The organism is Paraburkholderia eburnea (assembly GCF_002917095.1).
Taxonomy (GTDB): domain Bacteria; phylum Pseudomonadota; class Gammaproteobacteria; order Burkholderiales; family Burkholderiaceae; genus Paraburkholderia; species Paraburkholderia eburnea.
Genome location: NZ_PQGA01000005.1, coordinates 248,527 through 264,940 on the forward strand (window position 1 = coordinate 248,527; position 16,414 = coordinate 264,940).

Genomic DNA, 16,414 nt, shown 5'->3' on the forward strand with positions numbered 1-16,414 from the left:
CCCTCACGCGCAATGCGTGGTGGCGCCGGCATCGGAGAGTCCTTCGAGCATTGGCTCTAGTTCCGATGCGTCCAGCGCAGGCGCGAAATAGAACCCCTGGCAGATATCGCAGCCGATCGAGCGCAGGAATTCAAGCTGCTCCACGGTCTCCACTCCTTCGGCAATCACTTTTTGTCCGAGCGATTGCGCCATCTTCACGACCGTCGTGACGATAATCGTATCGTCCGGATTGACAAACAGATCGCGTATGAATGTCCTGTCGATCTTGATGTGATCGATATGCAACCGCGCGAGGTAATTCAGGGACGAATAGCCCGTGCCGAAATCGTCAACGGCAACCGCCACCCCGGCTTCCGACAAACGCCGCAGTACGGCACCCGCGTGTTCCACGTCCTGCATCAGCGCCGTTTCGGTGACTTCCACTTCGATCAGGTTCGGCGGCAGATCGTAGGGCACCAGTCCCGCGAGTAGCGACTGCGCGAGGTCGAACGGTTGCGTGAGCTGGTGGGCCGAAACGTTGATCGCGATCGGGCGCAGCGTCAGCCCCTTCGCGCGCCATTCCACCAGCTGCTTCAGCACCGCCTCGAACACCAGGTCGCCAATACCCGAAATCAGCCCCTCCTGCTCGGCAATAGCAATGAACTCGACCGGCGAAATCCAGCCGAACTTGTCGTCGCACCAGCGAACCAACGCCTCCAGACCCACGAGTTCCAGTGTGCTTGCGCGAAACTGGGGTTGATAACGTACCTGCAGCCGGCGGTTCCTGATGGCATCGCGCAGGCGCTGCCCGATTTCCGTGCGACGTCTCAGTGTTTCGAGCATCGGCTGGCGAAACATCACCGCCCTGTCGCGCCCCTGTTGCTTGGCCTCGTACATGGCCATGTCCGCGCACTGGACGAGGCTGCCCGCTGTAGTCCCATGCGTGGGGTAAATGCTCATGCCGATGCTCGCGCTGACATGGAAGACATGCTCTCCGATCTCGCACGCTTCCCCAATCGCGCCCAACAGCCGCTTCGCCGTGGCGTCCATGACGTTCTCTTCGGCGTCATCGAGCAGAATCAGAAATTCGTCGCCGCCGAAGCGGGCCACGGTTTGTCCGGCATGCATTTGTTCGCGCATTCGCTGCGCGATGATCCGAAGGAGCTGGTCGCCGATCGAATGCCCATGCAGATCATTGATTTCCTTGAATTTGTCGAGATCGACGAAGAGACAGGCAAACGCGCGATGCTCCGCACCCTCTTCGCTCATCCGCCGCTCGATGCGCTCGAACACCACCCGGCGGTTGGGCAAGCCAGTCAGCGGATCGAAATTGGCGAGGTAATGGATGCGATCGCTATCGGCCCTCTGTTGCCCCACATCGCTGATCATCATCACAAAAGTACCGTGCCCCTCCCTTCCCCCATCTCCAACCGAAGTGACGGAAAGGCGTGCCGGAAAGGAGGAGCCATCGTGACGCCGGGCCGCAACCTCTCCTTGCCAGTAATGAGCCTGTACCAGGTGCTGCTTGATGTCGGCCCATGGGAAACCCGCGAGGCCATCGAGAAAGAACCACATCCACTTGCCCAGCACGTCAGCGAGCGGGCTGCCCATCATGGCGAGCATCGCCGCATTCGCGGCGACGATCTGCTGGCTCTCGTCAGCGATGACAATGCCGTCGTGGCTGGCTTCGAACACCGTCGCGGCCAGTTCCCGTTCACGTACGGTCTGAAGATCGCGGCGCATTGCGACGACCGACGCCATCACGCTATCCGATCCGCCCGCCGGCAGCGCGATATCGGTATTCAACCGCCCCTGTGCAATACGCTTGATCGTGTCGCTCACGTAGAACGGCTCGCCGCCGAGGTCCTCCGTAATCGAGACATAAAGCGCGAAGAACAGGTAAGCCGTGGCTAGCAGCGTGGCGGCGGCCGTCAGGACATAGAGATTGCGCAGCAGGATCTTGGCATGCAGCCGCTGCGAAAGCAGGCGATCGAGTTGCTCCAGGCACAGCGCGTTCAGCCTGTCGATGGTTTCTACGGTGGGCGGCGTTGCCATGATGAACGCTTCGACCGGCGTGTCCACCTGCCCGGACAGTACGCTCTCCTCGACATTGCGCTGGCGCTTCAGCGCGGCTCGATACGCTTCCAGCGGCGGTGCGAGCTCGCGTTCGAGCCTGGGGTCCACGTCGATGACCTTGTTCAGTTCCCGCACCGTGCTCCTGTACCCGTCGCTTTCCATGGCTCCGAGACCATGCAGACGGCTCACCAGCCCCAAGTCGGCCATACCGACCTCGCGCAGCCAGATCAGCGCAAGCAGGCCGTGCGAATCGCCGGTGCGCTCGAGCGCACCCGGGATCTTTTCACATACCACGTCGCCAAGATAGTAGGTTTCAAGAACCGGATCGAGCGTGAGATAGGAACGGTCGCAAATGTCGGTGACCATATGCGAATATCGCTGCGCCAGCGCATCCTGACCATCGTATGCCGCGTCCGCCCTGCGCGACGGATCGGTGCCGGCAGCACCCCACGCGGAAACGAATTGGCGGAGCGGATCGGGCTCGCCGATAGTCCACGCGCCTCGTTGCGGCATGGCGTCGAACTGCGCAGCCGCCTTCACGACCTGCGAGTGCAAGGACGCCAACGCTGCACCTGAGCCTGGGTACCCCACGCTGTACTCGATTGCCGCAAAGCGGTTGGCCTGCACGAGCCCTGCGAGCACACGAGCGCGCTTCAGGTACTCAACGCCCATCAGTTCACGCCCGGTGAATGCGATCTGCGTTTGCGTATCGTGAACGAGACGCAAGCACAGGAACATGATTGCCAGCACGAAAACGATCACGATAACGCCAAAGCGCTGCGGATAACTCAACCTGCGCATGATCCAGACTGCGGGGCGCAATAGCACTTTAGCTCGTGAGTCAGGCCATCGGGTCATTTCGACTAGTCGTGCAATACTCGGATAAATAGGCGAGTTCGCCCGTCCGTGCGACAGGAGGCGCCCGTGCGTCGCGCCGCAAAGTGATGCCGAACCCCTGATGTCGACAATACTTTTCGGCACTAGCCGAATAATCCGACACGAATCCCGTTCAGGAAAGAGTAAAACTACTCAAACACAACCGAATATCTGGGCGGTTTCAAGCTACAGGTGCAACAGTAGGGTCAATTTCCATCCCCTGCTTTTTGCAGTTCTCGATAAGCGCTTCCGCCGGCGTGCGCCAGTCAAGCGTCTTGTGTGGGCGCATCATTTCCATCGCAATCGCGTCGAGCTGGCGCGGCGTGAGCACCGGGAGATCGGCGCCCTTAGGCATGTACCGGCGCAGCAGGCCGTTGGTGTTCTCGCAAATGCCAAGCTCATGATCGGGCTTCCGGCCATTACACCTGGCTCTGAAGCCGTGCGCGGCCAGTTCACCAGGCTCGACGCTATTCCGTCCTCGCGAGTGCTGACACTCCAGTTAATGACGCGTGAAGACGGTATCTTCACGCATCAGGCGGAATATTTTATTCGCTGCCTTCACGCTTGCTCCACGACAAGCGACCTTCCCCTGTCTTTTTTAAGCACGCCAGAAAGTTGCAGCGCCGCGTTCCGGAGAACAGGCGCTTTATCGTGCAGACCACGGAGTCCCGTGCTGAAAATCGCTTTTCCGGTGCACGACGACCTCAGTTGACAGCCGATGCGATTGCCTTCGCTGCTGCGTTCAGCGCCGCAGCCGACAACAGCGGGGACGGCGAGGCGGCGCTTTCCGTCTGCGCGCCGGCTTGGCCCGACACTGCGCTGACCGGTCGTGGCGCCGCGTCGGGATAAGAGGAGAACTTGACTATCGTCAGGCCATTTTTGGGATTCACGAGAATCGATTGCCCAAATCGTCCGCCGGCCGAGAATGAGCCGTCACCGTCGTTCACCTGATACCAGTAGTCATGATAGGTATAGCCCGGCCGTCCTGGCCCAAGACGGCTTTTCGCGAAGCCCGCAGCGTTATCCGCCTGTTTCAACGCAACACGAGTCACCGAAGCCGGAAAAAACCGCGAATTGCCCCCAGCGCTCAAACGCATCAGTTCGCCGAAACGTGCAGCATCGCGCAGCGTCGAACTGAATCCCCCGCTCGCCATTTCGGCACCCATCCGGTCCACGACTGCGTCGCCATCATCTTCCGCGATTTTCTGCCAGATGGAACGGGAGACCAGTTCGCTCCATGACTGCCCCGTCACGCGCCGCATGGCCCAGGCAACGGCCTCGGGCGAACCGTTCTGGTAGAACCAGATGTCGCCTGCCGTTTCGTTCGGCGTGGCGCGCGCCACCTTCAGAAAATCGTAGATGTTGTCCGGCGCGCCGGGGCGTCGAGGAATGAAACCCACCGCGGCGAACAGGCCCAGATCGGGCGGCAGGGCTGCCGGGTAGGTAACCGGCACTTCCATGTCGAGGTTCTGCTGGAGCGTCGCATCGCCAAACGGGGTGCCCGCCAGTTCAGGCACGTAGGTCGACAGTTTCGCTTCCGGGTCGAGTTTTCCCTCGCCGATCAGTTGAGCGGCAATCAGTCCAGTCACCGATTTGGTCATCGAGGCCCAGCCGTGAGTTTGATGCGGCGAATAAGTATTGAAGTAACGCTCCAGTACCACCTTGCCGTTGTGGACAACGATGAACCCATCGGTCCTGGTCTGCCGCAGGTAGTCGGTCAGGTCCACCGTCGTGCCGTCCACGGTGAACTGCACCTTGTCGGGATCGAGCAGGGTCCCGTTCGGTAGCGGCATCGGTTCGCGTGCATGCTCCACGTTGGCGGTAGGCATCGTCATGCGCGCGTTCTGCAGCGCCCAGCGAAGATTCGACGCCTGAAAGAGATTGGTCTTTGTCACCAGTTTGTCCGGAGGCGGCGGAAATCCCTGCATAACACCCGCATCGACCGGCGCAGGCGCCTCTTGCGAGTAAGCGGCGGGCGTCAGAAGCACAGCGACAAGCATCGCCACGGCAGCGCGCAAACGGGGCGAAGCATTGGCAGACTTCCTGAGGTTCATACGTTTTTCCGTTGGGATTGAGTGTTTCGGTAGACGTCGATTACAGCGACGGGCCAGCCACACGGACGTCATTGTCAACGGCCTTCACGCCGTCGACGCGTTTAGCGGCATCTTCCGCGAGCGAGACTTGCCCCACATCCGTCACCGAGCCGGTCAGCGTAATGCGGCCCTCGCGCGCCTTCACAAAAATGCGGGCGGAGTCCAGTCCACGGGTCCGGGCCAGGGCGGTGGCAACCCGATGGGCGAGCTTGCGGTCCGTGGCCTTCACGGCTTTGGCAGTCGTTCCGGCGTTCAAGCCGGAACTGGCGTCGCCGCTATCCGCGGGCGCGGTTTGAGCATATGCGCCGCTGGTAGCGCAGAAGAGCATCGCGACCAACAACGCCTGCAGGTTCCTGTTGTAGTTAGCCATACTGATTATTTTCGATATCGATGAATGTGGAATCCTGAGACGCGGACATCTGCGTCAAGGCTAGAACCGGGTCATAAGACCAATCGATGCGCCGGTCAACGTCCGGCCACCGCGCGTCAGTCCAAGAGCCGCGATGTTGGAAGGATCGTAACGGTAGGCACCCGAGAAACCGTTGTAATCCAGTTCGGCATACAGTTCGGTCTTCTTCGAGAGGAAATATTCCGCGACCGCATAGGTGGTGAGCTTGTGGCCGCCGGCGCCTTCGACGTTCCCGAGGTTGCTGGCCATGTCATAGTAAGCAGCCGCAGTGACCTGGAACTCGGGTGTGAATGCCCACACGACGCCGACGTCCGGAATTTTGTCGCGACGGCTGGGTTTGCCCGAAGTGCTGGCCGTTACGGTCAGGTCGTTGTAACCCGCATAGAGGCGTGCCGCGCCAAGCTGAAGCGTTCCGCCAGTCTGAAACGTCTGCGCCCACTGATTTGCGCTCGCGTTCCATGTCTTCTGGTAAGAAACGCCGCCGAGTGCGGGCCCCCACTGATACATCGCCGCTCCAGAAAAATTCGTCCCGGCACGCGTATCGCCCGCCACACCACCCGGTGAATAACTGGCCCCGAAGCGGAACCCACCAAGCTGCCCGAGATACTTGATCGTGTTGTTAAAGCGGGAGTCGAGCGTGAAGTAGTTGGCACCGAACACAACCCCCGGCTCGATGGCAAGCGACGCTCCTCGTCCGCCGCTCGGATCGATCAGAATGCCGAAGTCCTCGTTCGCGTTGAGCTGCCGCCCGAACGTCAGACGCCCGAAATCCCCAGTCAATCCAACAAAAGCCGCCTGCGAAAACAGGGTGCTCGATGTTTTCGGTGCGCCTGTGCCGCTGCTGAACGCACCTTCAAGCTTGAAGATGGCTTTGAGTCCTCCACCCAGGTCCTCCTTGCCGCTGAAGCCGAACTGGTTGCCGTAAATGATGGTGTTGTCGAATCCGAGTACCGATCCGCCCTTGACACCATTCGTCCAGCGGACGCCGCCGCCGACATCACCATACAGCGTAACGCTCGACTGCGCGTGCGAGGCACTTGTGAGCACACCCAGAACTGTCGCAAACATAATCTTCTTCATACGTCTCCATGATTTTTATTTAATAAATATAATATGGATTCCTGATTGAAAATTCGTGTTGTGAATATCCCCCGTGAGTTCTGTGAGATTGTATCGGTGGCTTTCCCGGCGACGTCTTTAGCCTTGGTCGGCACGCATGTGATGCACGTCCCTGCGGCAGGATTCGTGGGTAATGCGTCGTGCCGATCGCTGTGGGTCAAGGCAAAAGACGCACAGCACGCCGCATCCGAGCAAAACGACACCGCAGGTCAGACATGCCTGCTCGAATCCGCGCGCGGTCGAGCCGCCAGCGCCGTCGATCAGCATTCCGGTAACAATGGGCGCAGCCAGTCCCGCGAGCGACGAGAAGCCGTTACTCAGCGCGAGCATGCCGCCGCGCTGCGAGTCGGGCGTGACTTCGCCGAGCATGGCCGGTCCGACGGAGTACATCACGAGCGTCATGCCGCTGCCGAGCGTCAGCAGGGCGAACTTCTCCATCGGCGTGAACCACGGCGAGGCAAGGGAGGCGATCATCAGACCCGCCACGATCAGCGTCACCGATACGAAGCAGCCGCGGCTTAGCCGGGAAGGCATGCCCGCCGACAACAACCGCTGCGACAGACCGGCGAGACCCAGGCTCAAAGGTGCGGTGATCGCGACGAAAAGCGCAAACATCCTGCCGGCCATATGGGATTCATAGCCCATTCCGAGTTGTAGCCAGGTCGGAATCCAGGTGAGCGTCATCGCGAGTATCCAGTTCGCGGCGAAATGCCCGACGAAGATGCCGAGGACAGTGCGGTCCGTCAACAGCAACGCATACGGTATCCGGCTCCCGGAACCCGCGCGTTCAGCACGGGCCAGTTGCCCTTCGGCGCCCAACACGAGCCACGCAACACACCACAGCCCCCCGAGCACGGACAGTATGAGAAAGTTCGCGCGCCAGCCCCAATGAGCGGTGATGGCAGGGATGCTCAGGCCGGCGACCAGCAGACCGAGTGCGCTGCCCTGATGAAGCACGGCGACTGGAAGATTGCGCTTCTCATCGGGAAACCACTTGTAAAGCGCGTGTACCGCCACGGGTGATGCCGGCCCTTCCCCTGCCCCCAGCAATACACGGCACGCGATGATGCTCCAGATCGAGGTGGCCGCGAGCATCGGCAACTGGAGGGCGGCCCAGGCGGCGGCCATCGCCAGCAACAGCCACTTCGTCGAAGTACGGTTAGCCGCGACGCCGACGAGTACCGCGGAGATCGAAAACAGCCAGTTGAGGCTACCGCCGATCAGGCCGAACTGGGTGGGCGAGAGATGAAGCTCCCGCATCATCGGCACGGACACGAGACCCAGCACGACCTTGTCGAGAAAATTCACCAGCATCATCAGCGCGAGCATGACCGCAATTGACCACGCCCGGAACGGCCGGTACCGGCTACTGTCTGCTGCCATTCCTGTCGTCTCCATTATTTGAATGTTGTTGTCCGGCGCATACTTCCCGACCGGATCAGCCCTCGTGCTCGCCGAGCCGGGGAACGCTGTCGTCGCCGTCGGGCAAGCCCTGCGAGAATTTCACGGGAAAGCGCATCGCGATGGTCTTCCCGGCCGCGATGTCACGGACCATGCCTCGCGCGCGTACGTGCGGGTCGCAGAAGAGTTCGTTCGCGTCGAGCAGCGGCGAGACCGGTAGATCGAACGGACCCAGCGTGTCGAGCCATTCGGCCAGTGTGCGGGTCAGGAAAATCTTCGCGAGCAGCGTATTGACCTCCCGCTTGCGTTGTTGCCGTCCGGCGCGGGCCGCCAAACGCTCGTCCATCAATGCGGGGAAATCGGCGCCGAGCGCATCGCGCAGATTCATCCAGAACTTGTTTTCCAGAATGCCCAACGCGAGGTGGCGTCCGTCGCGCGTTTCGAAAATGTCGTTCTCCGGCATCACACCGGGCGATTCCAGCGGCTGCTCCATATATTCCCGCGCAGCCCATGCCGCCGGCGCGGTCCAGGCCATCACGCAATCGTGGATCGATACATCCAGGTGCTGGCCGCGGCCACTCTGACGGGCGCTCATAATGGCAACGGCCAGCGCCAGCGCCGCATGGCTCGACGCGGCATAGTCCGCCACCCGCACCCGTGGCCGCGCCACCTTGTCGTGCACCTGCACCGGTATCGACCAGAATCCACCGAGCGCGAGATAGTTCAGATCGTGGCCGGCCTGCTGCGCGTATGGACCGTCCTGGCCGAAGCCGGAAATCGAGCACATGACAAAGCGCGGATTGATCTGCGCGAGTGCCGCGTAATCGAGTCCGAGACGCTGCATCACACCCGGCCGGAAACCTTCGACCACCGCATCGGCGTTGCGCACCAGATCGAGAAACGCCGCCTTGCCGGCCGCGTCCTTCAGGTCGAGGGCAACGGAACGCTTGCCACGATTGAGCTGCGCGAACACGGCGGGACCGAGTTGCCGTGCCGAATCGCCGCTCCCGGGCGGTTCGACCTTGACGACATCGGCGCCGAGTTGCATCAGCAGCGTCGTCGCGTGCGGGCCAGGCAGCAACTGGCTGAGATCCACGATCTTTACGTCTTTCAGGCAGGACCAGTCAGGTTTCATTCGAGTCACTTTCTTTATACCGGTGTAGCAGGCGCGAACACGCGGGCCGTGCGTTCAGGCGGCCGCGCCCTTGGGATCGAGAATGGCGTGGGCGATCGTATTGCGCTGGATTTCGCTCGTCCCCGTGAAGACTCTGAACATGCGCAGCTTGCGGAACGTCTGTTCGATCGGATGGTGTCGCGTTACGCCAACATTGCCGTGGATCTGCACCGCCTTGTCCGCCACTTCGAAACAGCGCTCCGACACAAACAGCTTGCACGCGGCCGCCTTCATCCGCAGGTCGGCGCCCGCATCGGCGAGTGCGGCCGTCTGGGCAATCATGCTTTCGCATGCCCAGAGCGCGGCTGCCATATCGGCCAGCATGTGCTGGATCGCCTGAAAGCGCGCTATCGGTCCGCCGAACTGACGCCGCGTGCGCGCATAGTCGACCGAAGCCTCATACGCCGCCGTCGCGAGCCCGAGCATCGTGGGGCAATGCAGCAGCCGGTTGACATTGATGCGCGACATGCCGAGCTTGAAGCCGTTGCCCTCCCCGCCGAACACGTTGGCGCGCGGCACCCGCACGTCGACGAAATGAATATCCGCGTCGATATGCTGCCCCGACATCGGCACGTATTCCTGTTCGACGGTCACACCGGGAAGATCGAGATCGACCAGCACGGCCGTAATCGCGGGTGGCGTCGACGATGCACTGGTGACACACATGACGATCGCAAAATCCGCGAATGGCGCGCCGCTGATGTAGTGCTTGGTGCCGTTGATCACGAGCTCGTCGCCGTCCACGACAGCCGTAGTCGAAATGCTCTGCGCGTCAGAGCCGGAATGCGGTTCGGTCAGCGCGAAGCATGTGGACTTTTCGCCGCGTATCACCGGTTCGAAATAGCGGGTCAACTGATCCGGCGTCGCGTATTTGAGCATGTTGCCCACCCGCGGTGGCCCCCCCAGGTCACCGAGCACATGAGGGGCGAGCGCCGCGCCAGATGCAGCGAGGTCCGCCTTCAGGGCACACTGCTCGATAATCGAAAATCCCTTGCCGCCCAGCGCCGCAGGCAGGCACGCGGAGTAGAAGCCGAGTTCCGCGGAGCGGCGCCATACACGCCGCAGTACGTCGCGCGGCCAGATGTCTTCGGAGCCGAGTCCCAGCTCGCGCTCCATCGGCACAAGCTCCTGGGCGACAAAGCGGCGAATGCCTGCACGGGTTTCAACGAACGCGGCGTTATTCAGGTAGTCGAACATGGCAGTTCCTGTTAATTGACGCGACGGGCGACGCCCTGCCAGTACTGCTCACGAACCAGTTTGCGGGCGATCTTGCCGCTTGCGTTCTTGGGCAGGTCGGCAACGAAGTTCACCGTGCGAGGGGTCTTGTAGTCCGCGAGTCGCGCGCGGCAATGAGCGATGAGATCGTCGGCAACGGTGTTGCGCCCTGACTTCAGCACGACGACCGCCTTGACGCTTTCGCCCCACTTTTCGTCGGGAACGCCTACCACGCACACCTCCATGACATCGGGATGCTGATAGAGCGAGGCCTCGACTTCGTTCGGATACACGTTGAAGCCGCCGGAGATGATCATGTCCTTCTTGCGATCCACCAGGTAGATGAAGCCGTGCTCATCGACGCGCGCCAGGTCGCCGGTCCGCAGCCATCCGTCAACGAGCACCTCATCCGTGAGTTCGGGGGTGCCCCAATAGCCGTGGAAGATGTCTTCGCCACGCATGACGATTTCACCGATGGCGTCGCCGCTCACCTCGCGCCCGCGTTCGTCGACAACCAGAACCTCGGTCTCGCCTGTGGGCCGTCCACACGACGCGAGTCGTTCGGGACGATGCGCAATGGCATGAGCGTGATCGGCAATGCTCAATCGCGTGACGCCCGAGGTCGATTCACTCAGGCCATAACCCTGCGTGAGTATCGGACCAATGCGCGCCCAGGCTTCCTCGATGCGTGCAGGCGCCATCGGTGCGGCGCCGTAGCCCAGCATTTTCAGACTGCTCCGGTCAGCACTGTCCAATGCCGGGTCGTTCAGCAGCATATTGATCATCGCCGGAACCATGAAGACGTGCGTGATGCGCAACCGCTCGACTTCCCGCAGGAAGTGCGCAGACTCGAACGTATCGAACAGCACGAGCGTCGCGCCGCAGTACAGGTACGGTTGCATCAACATGCCCGAGGCGTGCGTGACCGGGCCAATCAGGGCAAGCCGGTCACCAGGCCGCGCCGGACTGTCCATTCCCAGCAGAATCTTGCGCAGGGAAGCGATCCGGTTCCCGCGGGTCTGCATGGCCGCCTTGATCTTGCCCGTGGAACCCGACGAGAAGTGCAGCACGGCGAGATCGTCGGGCGTGGTCACGACATCGGGCAACTGGGCGCTGGCACCGGAAATGAGGCCTTCGTAATCGACATATCCTGGCGTGGTCCCGCCGAGCGAGACGAAGCTCTCGACTGAGGCAAATCCGGGCGACTCGCGATCGTAGGCCGTATACCCTGCCCCCGCAATCAACACGCGCGGCGTGCAGTTTCCGACGACATCCGCCGCTTCGAGTGCCGTGAAACGCGGATTCAGCGCGGCCTTGACCAGGGCCGCCTTATAAAGCGCGCATTCGATTTCGACCAGCTCCGTGCAGTTGCGCGCCTGAACGGCAACGCGGTCGCCTTTGACGAGTCCGAGGCCGAGCAGGGCATTCGCGAGCCGCGTCGAGCGCTCGTCGAGTTGGCGGTACGTCAGTACCCGGTCGCGATGCATGACCGCCGTCTGGTCACCCCAATAGCGCGCGGCGCGGCGCAAAAAATAGGCAAAGCTCAATCGCTGTCTCCGTTTAACAACCTTGCCCGTAGTCTGTAAGATGCGGGGGATCACCACAATGCATCACTGGTTATAAAGTCATAGCCAATGGGAATGAGCATGGAGACGCGGGATCTGGACTATCTGCTGGCCATCGAAAAGCACGGCGGCATTGGCAAGGCAGCAGAGGCACTGGGCATGAGCCAGCCGGCGCTGACGAAGGCCATTCAGCGCGTTGAGGCGCAAGCCGGCCTCGCCTTGTTCGAGCGCACGGCGAACGGGGTGGTGCCGACTCCACCTGGCGCGCTATTTCTGGCCCGCGCGCGGCGAATCGCGCTGGAATACGAGGACGCGCTCAAGGAAATGCACGCGATCCGCGGCGGAGAACAGGGCATGCTGCGCATCGGCTATTCGCCCACCGTGCCGGACACGCTGGTACTGGACGCATGCCGGCAGTTGCTGAAGGAACGGCCAGCGGCGCGCCTGCGGCTGCGGCGCCGGCTCGCGCGCGAACTGGTCGACCTGCTCGTGGCGGGCGAACTCGATCTGATCGTGGCGCCCGAGCAAGATGGGGACAATGGCGAGCTGTCGTTCGTCGAACTCTTTTGCGACACGCTTTCCGTGCTCGCCGCCGACACGCATCCGCTACACCGAAAGCGCAATTTGCGCCTCGTCAATCTCGTCGATCAGGAGTGGCTACTGCCGGGCCCGACCATTCCGCTTCGACAAAAAATCGATGCGGCTTTCGAGAGACAAGGTCTTCCTGCGCCCAGGCTGCGCGTGGAAACCGATTTCGGAAGCATTTCGCTGCTGCACCTCATGCGCGATACGACGATGCTCTGCGTCGCCGGTACCGAATCATTCGGGACGCTTGAGGGACTGCGCGCACTCAATGTCGATACGAAGGAACTCGACCTGTACCGGCACATCGGTGTGATCTTCCGGACCCAGGCTTACCTTTCACCGCTTGCACAACGCACGATCGTCCTGTTGCAGGAACGGGCGAGTTGAATGCTTCCTGAAGCATCGGAAGTTTGCTGGCTGAAGTACATCGCGTGCTGGAAGCGGTCGATTGGACAAACGGCCGCCTTCGACTACGTTCGAGGCGCATCACTGACAGCCCGCATGTCCAACCCTCTTCCGGCGACCGGTGTTTGCAGTCCCAATAAACATCGTTGCGGTCGACCTCAGCAATCGGGTTGTCGAACTGCCTGAGGATGCCGGCCATCTGCAGGCGCTCTTGCTCATCGAGTGAGGCCATGCGTGCAGATCGGACCGCAATGACCGCAATTGCTTCTCGCGCGAGCCGTATTCAGAGAACACAGAGATCGCGCCGGTGTACATCAAAGATCGCGGAGAAATTCAATCAATGCCGCGTTGACGAAATCGGGCGCCTCCTGTTGCAGCCAGTGCCCTGCTCGTGGAACGACGCGAGTGGCCGACAGTCTGGGCACGATCCGGGGCATGTCGCCGATAATTTCCTGCATACCCGGCATTGCCAGACCTGTGTCTCGCTCGCCGACAAGGTACAGGGCGGGAACCTCGACGAGCAGGCCCTCCAGGGCCGATTGCAGTTCCCAATTACGGTCGAGGTTGCGGTAGTAATTCAATCCACCGCGAAACCCGGAAATGCTGAATGCTTGCACAAACTTGTCGAGGTCGGCAGGTGCGAGCCATGCCGGCAACGAAGGTGGGTCAATCAGCGAGTCAAGAAGTCCACCACTGCGCGGCACAAGTCCGAACGGATTGGGCGTATTCGCGTCGCGGGCTCCGACGTCGCCCGATGCGGAAAAATAGATTTTGCGCAATGTTGTGGCAACGTCACGCTCAAGTTCGGTTTCGGCCAACCCGGGTTCGGAAAAGTAATGGGTGTAGAACCTCGTTTGATCGGTCTGCGGAAAAAGCCGGCTCGGCGCCATCGGCGCGCGGCCCATCATTGGCACCCCGAGCGCAACGACAGCGCGAAAGCGGTCGGGCCGAAGCAACGCAGCTTGCCAGGCAATGGTTGCCCCCCAATCGTTTCCCACAACAACTGCGTCGCGTTCTCCGAGAATGTCGACGAGCGCCACCAGGTCACCGACAACATCCCATGTCGTGTACTGTCCGGTTGCCGTTGGACATTCACTTGATCCGTAGCCACGCAGATCCGGTGCTATTGCGCGGAAGCCGGCGTGCGCAAGTGCCGCCAGTTGATGGCGCCAGGCATGCGAGGTCTCAGGAAAGCCGTGACAAAGGAGCACCAATGGGCCGTCGCCCTGTTCAGCGACGTGCAGGCGAATTCCGTTTGCTTCAATAAAGGTCTGACGGTATGCGGTCATGGTTGCTCTGGCAAAGACGGTTGCACACAAGAAGCGGGATATAGCGTAACATCAAAAGTTACGAATTGCCAGGCTTCCGAATATGCAACGCGATACCCGACTGGCTCGACTTCTGCACATCCTCATCCACATGCATCTTCGCGGAGGCGCGAGCACCTCGGAGACGATCGCGCTGATGCTGCACACGAACCCGGCCTTTGTTCGCCGAACAATGGCCGCGCTACGCGAATCGGGGTATGTAAAGTCGACGGGTGGCCCGGGCGGAGGTTGGGCGCTCGCCTGCAACCTCAACGATCTTACGGTGAGAGATGTCTACCAGGCCATTGGGCATACTGCACCGTTTGTGATTGGCCTGGCCGACGACAATCGCACTTGTCCGGTCGAGGCGGCGGTTAATCACCACATCAACGAGGTGCTGGGTTCGGCAGAAAATACGTTCCTTCAATTGCTTGGCGAAAAGCGACTCTCCGAGATCGCGCATGACGTGACGACGTCAAAGTTGCGCAAAACGATTCAGTAATGTCGCGGAACGACAGAATGGGTAGCCATGGAAGCAGGCATCGCGCGCCTGAACGACAGAGTGGCACCGCCCCGTCCGCAGCCTATATTTTAGGAATACAGAATATCCAACCGCGCCGGTTTTACCCGACTCCGCGTCCCTGATCGCGCTGCGCGCATGGTTTGCAGGCGTCGGTGCGCACGTGGCAGTCGAACGCTATTGCGCAATGACTATCAGGCGTTCAGGCGCGCTGCGGTGTCATCAATTTAGCGGTGACTGCGTGTCCTGAGTTACAGGGGCAACTCCACCCAAAAAGTGCAACTTTTTTGTGTGCCGACAGCACTTTTGAAAGCGTTGACAAGCAGAAGTCGTACGTCTAGTTTACTGGATATACTCATCCACTAAACTGGACACCATGGATATCCATACCGCACTGGCCCAACGCCTGCGCGAACTGCGCGACGCACGCGGCTGGTCGCTCGAAGCGCTCGCCGAGCGTAGCGCCGTGAGCCGCTCGACCATTTCGCTGATCGAGCGCGGCGAGAGCAGTCCCACCGCGGTCGTGCTCGACAAGCTCGCTACCGCGCTGGGTGTCTCGCTCGCCTCGCTATTCGAGCCATCCGGGCACACGGCGGCAGCCGAACCGTCACCCTACGCCGCCGCGCAGTCACAGCCGGTCTGGACCGATCCGGCCTCGGGCTACGTGCGCCGCAATCTTTCGCCCGAACTCTGGTCGCCCATTCAGCTCGTCGAAGTGCGCTTTCCCGCCGGCAAGCGCGTCGCCTACGACACCAGCCTGCGCGACGCGGAAATCCATCAACAGGTCTGGATCATCGAAGGCACGATGGAAATAACGGTCGGCGAGCGGCGCTGGCGTCTGGAAACCGGCGACTGTCTCGCCATGAAACTCGACTGCCCCATCGTCTGGCGCAATCCCACGCGCCAGAGCGCGCGCTATCTCGTGGCGTTGAGCCGTGTTGCCCGGAATCCTTAGTGGAGAGCCGCATGAACCGCTTGAACAGCAGCCTGAATCGCGATATCGAAGTGCGCCGGCTAGACGCAAAAGAAGCCTCCGCGCGTATCGACGCGCTCGCCGACGTGCTGATCGATTGCGTCGAAGGCGGCGCGTCCGTGAGTTTCATGGCGCCGCTCGCACGCGAGACGGCGCTCGCGTTCTGGAGGCGCGTGGCGGGCGGCGTGGCCGCTGACGAGCGCATCCTGCTGGTGGCCGAAGACGCGCACGGCCGGATCGTCGGCACGGTGCAGATCGTCACGGCGCAGCCTGAAAATCAGCCACATCGCGCCGATGTCGCCAAGATGCTGGTGTCGCGCGCGGCACGCAGGCAAGGCATCGGCGCGCGGCTGATGCAGGCTGTCGATACGCACGCGCTGCAAGCGGGCAAGACCGTGCTGGTGCTCGACACGGTCGCGGGCGGCGAAGCAGAGCGCCTGTACGAGCGCGCGGGATGGCAGCGCGCGGGCACGGTGCCGGACTACGCGCTCATGCCCGATGGCGGCCTCTGCGCGACCACCTTCTATTACAAGCAGCTAGCCCGCACACACCGCCAGCTTTAGCGGAACCCGCGCGCTTGCACGCGCACCTTGCCATCGCAGACCGGCATGACGCCGGGGTTATCGTCGCCCGCTTCATTGATGAATCGACACCGCCCGTCGAATACGCGGGTGAGCAGCATTCATTGGCACAAAGACCTGAATGCAGTCGATAAAC

The 16,414-nt window shown here is 61.5% G+C and carries 15 protein-coding genes; 4 read left to right on the forward strand and 11 right to left on the reverse strand.

What is annotated here, in order from left to right; all coding sequences use genetic code 11:
- Positions 1-3: 3 nt before the first annotated feature.
- From B0G62_RS13190 to B0G62_RS13230, 9 genes are all read right to left on the reverse strand, one after another.
- Positions 4-2,856, reverse strand: coding sequence for a putative bifunctional diguanylate cyclase/phosphodiesterase (locus tag B0G62_RS13190; RefSeq protein WP_208624224.1), 2,853 nt, complete (start codon positions 2,854-2,856; stop codon positions 4-6).
- Positions 2,857-3,112: 256 nt separating this feature from the next.
- Positions 3,113-3,286: a hypothetical protein gene (locus B0G62_RS13195; protein ID WP_181315578.1), complete on the reverse strand. Its 174-nt coding sequence runs from the start codon at positions 3,284-3,286 to the stop codon at positions 3,113-3,115.
- Between the two features lie 349 nt (positions 3,287-3,635).
- Positions 3,636-4,985, reverse strand: coding sequence for a serine hydrolase domain-containing protein (locus B0G62_RS13200; protein ID WP_244193220.1), 1,350 nt, complete (start codon positions 4,983-4,985; stop codon positions 3,636-3,638).
- Between the two features lie 40 nt (positions 4,986-5,025).
- Positions 5,026-5,394 (reverse strand): BON domain-containing protein, encoded by a 369-nt coding sequence (locus B0G62_RS13205; RefSeq protein WP_103704625.1) that lies wholly within the window; start codon positions 5,392-5,394, stop codon positions 5,026-5,028.
- A gap of 60 nt (positions 5,395-5,454) precedes the next feature.
- Entirely contained in the window at positions 5,455-6,513 is a 1,059-nt protein-coding gene (locus B0G62_RS13210; protein WP_103704626.1) for a porin, read from the reverse strand.
- Positions 6,514-6,630: 117 nt separating this feature from the next.
- A complete protein-coding gene (locus B0G62_RS13215) occupies positions 6,631-7,881 on the reverse strand; it encodes an MFS transporter (protein WP_244193221.1) in 1,251 nt (416 codons plus the stop codon).
- A gap of 109 nt (positions 7,882-7,990) precedes the next feature.
- Entirely contained in the window at positions 7,991-9,088 is a 1,098-nt protein-coding gene (locus tag B0G62_RS13220; RefSeq protein WP_103704628.1) for a CaiB/BaiF CoA transferase family protein, read from the reverse strand.
- Positions 9,089-9,142: 54 nt separating this feature from the next.
- Positions 9,143-10,324, reverse strand: coding sequence for an acyl-CoA dehydrogenase family protein (locus B0G62_RS13225; RefSeq protein WP_103704629.1), 1,182 nt, complete (start codon positions 10,322-10,324; stop codon positions 9,143-9,145).
- 11 nt (positions 10,325-10,335) lie between these two features.
- Entirely contained in the window at positions 10,336-11,889 is a 1,554-nt protein-coding gene (locus B0G62_RS13230; protein WP_103704630.1) for an AMP-binding protein, read from the reverse strand.
- A 99-nt stretch (positions 11,890-11,988) separates the two neighbouring features.
- Between B0G62_RS13230 and B0G62_RS13235 the strand changes: the two genes are divergently transcribed.
- Entirely contained in the window at positions 11,989-12,879 is an 891-nt protein-coding gene (locus B0G62_RS13235) for a LysR family transcriptional regulator (RefSeq protein ID WP_103704631.1), read from the forward strand.
- 332 nt (positions 12,880-13,211) lie between these two features.
- Here the strand turns inward: B0G62_RS13235 and B0G62_RS13240 are convergent, their stop codons facing one another.
- Positions 13,212-14,186 (reverse strand): alpha/beta fold hydrolase, encoded by a 975-nt coding sequence (locus B0G62_RS13240; protein ID WP_103704632.1) that lies wholly within the window; start codon positions 14,184-14,186, stop codon positions 13,212-13,214.
- An 82-nt stretch (positions 14,187-14,268) separates the two neighbouring features.
- Here B0G62_RS13240 and B0G62_RS13245 point away from each other — a divergent pair, with 82 nt between their 5' ends.
- The 3 genes from B0G62_RS13245 (at position 14,269) to B0G62_RS13255 (ending at position 16,260) form a co-directional block, all read left to right on the forward strand.
- Complete coding sequence (locus B0G62_RS13245; RefSeq protein ID WP_103704633.1) at positions 14,269-14,706, forward strand: Rrf2 family transcriptional regulator; 438 nt, start codon at positions 14,269-14,271, stop codon at positions 14,704-14,706.
- Positions 14,707-15,100: 394 nt separating this feature from the next.
- Positions 15,101-15,679 (forward strand): helix-turn-helix domain-containing protein, encoded by a 579-nt coding sequence (locus B0G62_RS13250; protein WP_103704634.1) that lies wholly within the window; start codon positions 15,101-15,103, stop codon positions 15,677-15,679.
- Positions 15,680-15,690: 11 nt separating this feature from the next.
- Positions 15,691-16,260 (forward strand): GNAT family N-acetyltransferase, encoded by a 570-nt coding sequence (locus B0G62_RS13255; RefSeq protein WP_407671156.1) that lies wholly within the window; start codon positions 15,691-15,693, stop codon positions 16,258-16,260.
- Here B0G62_RS13255 and B0G62_RS32490 read toward each other — a convergent pair.
- The gene (locus B0G62_RS32490; RefSeq protein ID WP_279629753.1) at positions 16,257-16,379 is read right to left on the reverse strand and encodes a hypothetical protein; all 123 of its coding nucleotides are present in this window, start codon (positions 16,377-16,379) and stop codon (positions 16,257-16,259) included. The genes B0G62_RS13255 and B0G62_RS32490 overlap by 4 nt on opposite strands.
- Positions 16,380-16,414: the final 35 nt, after the last annotated feature.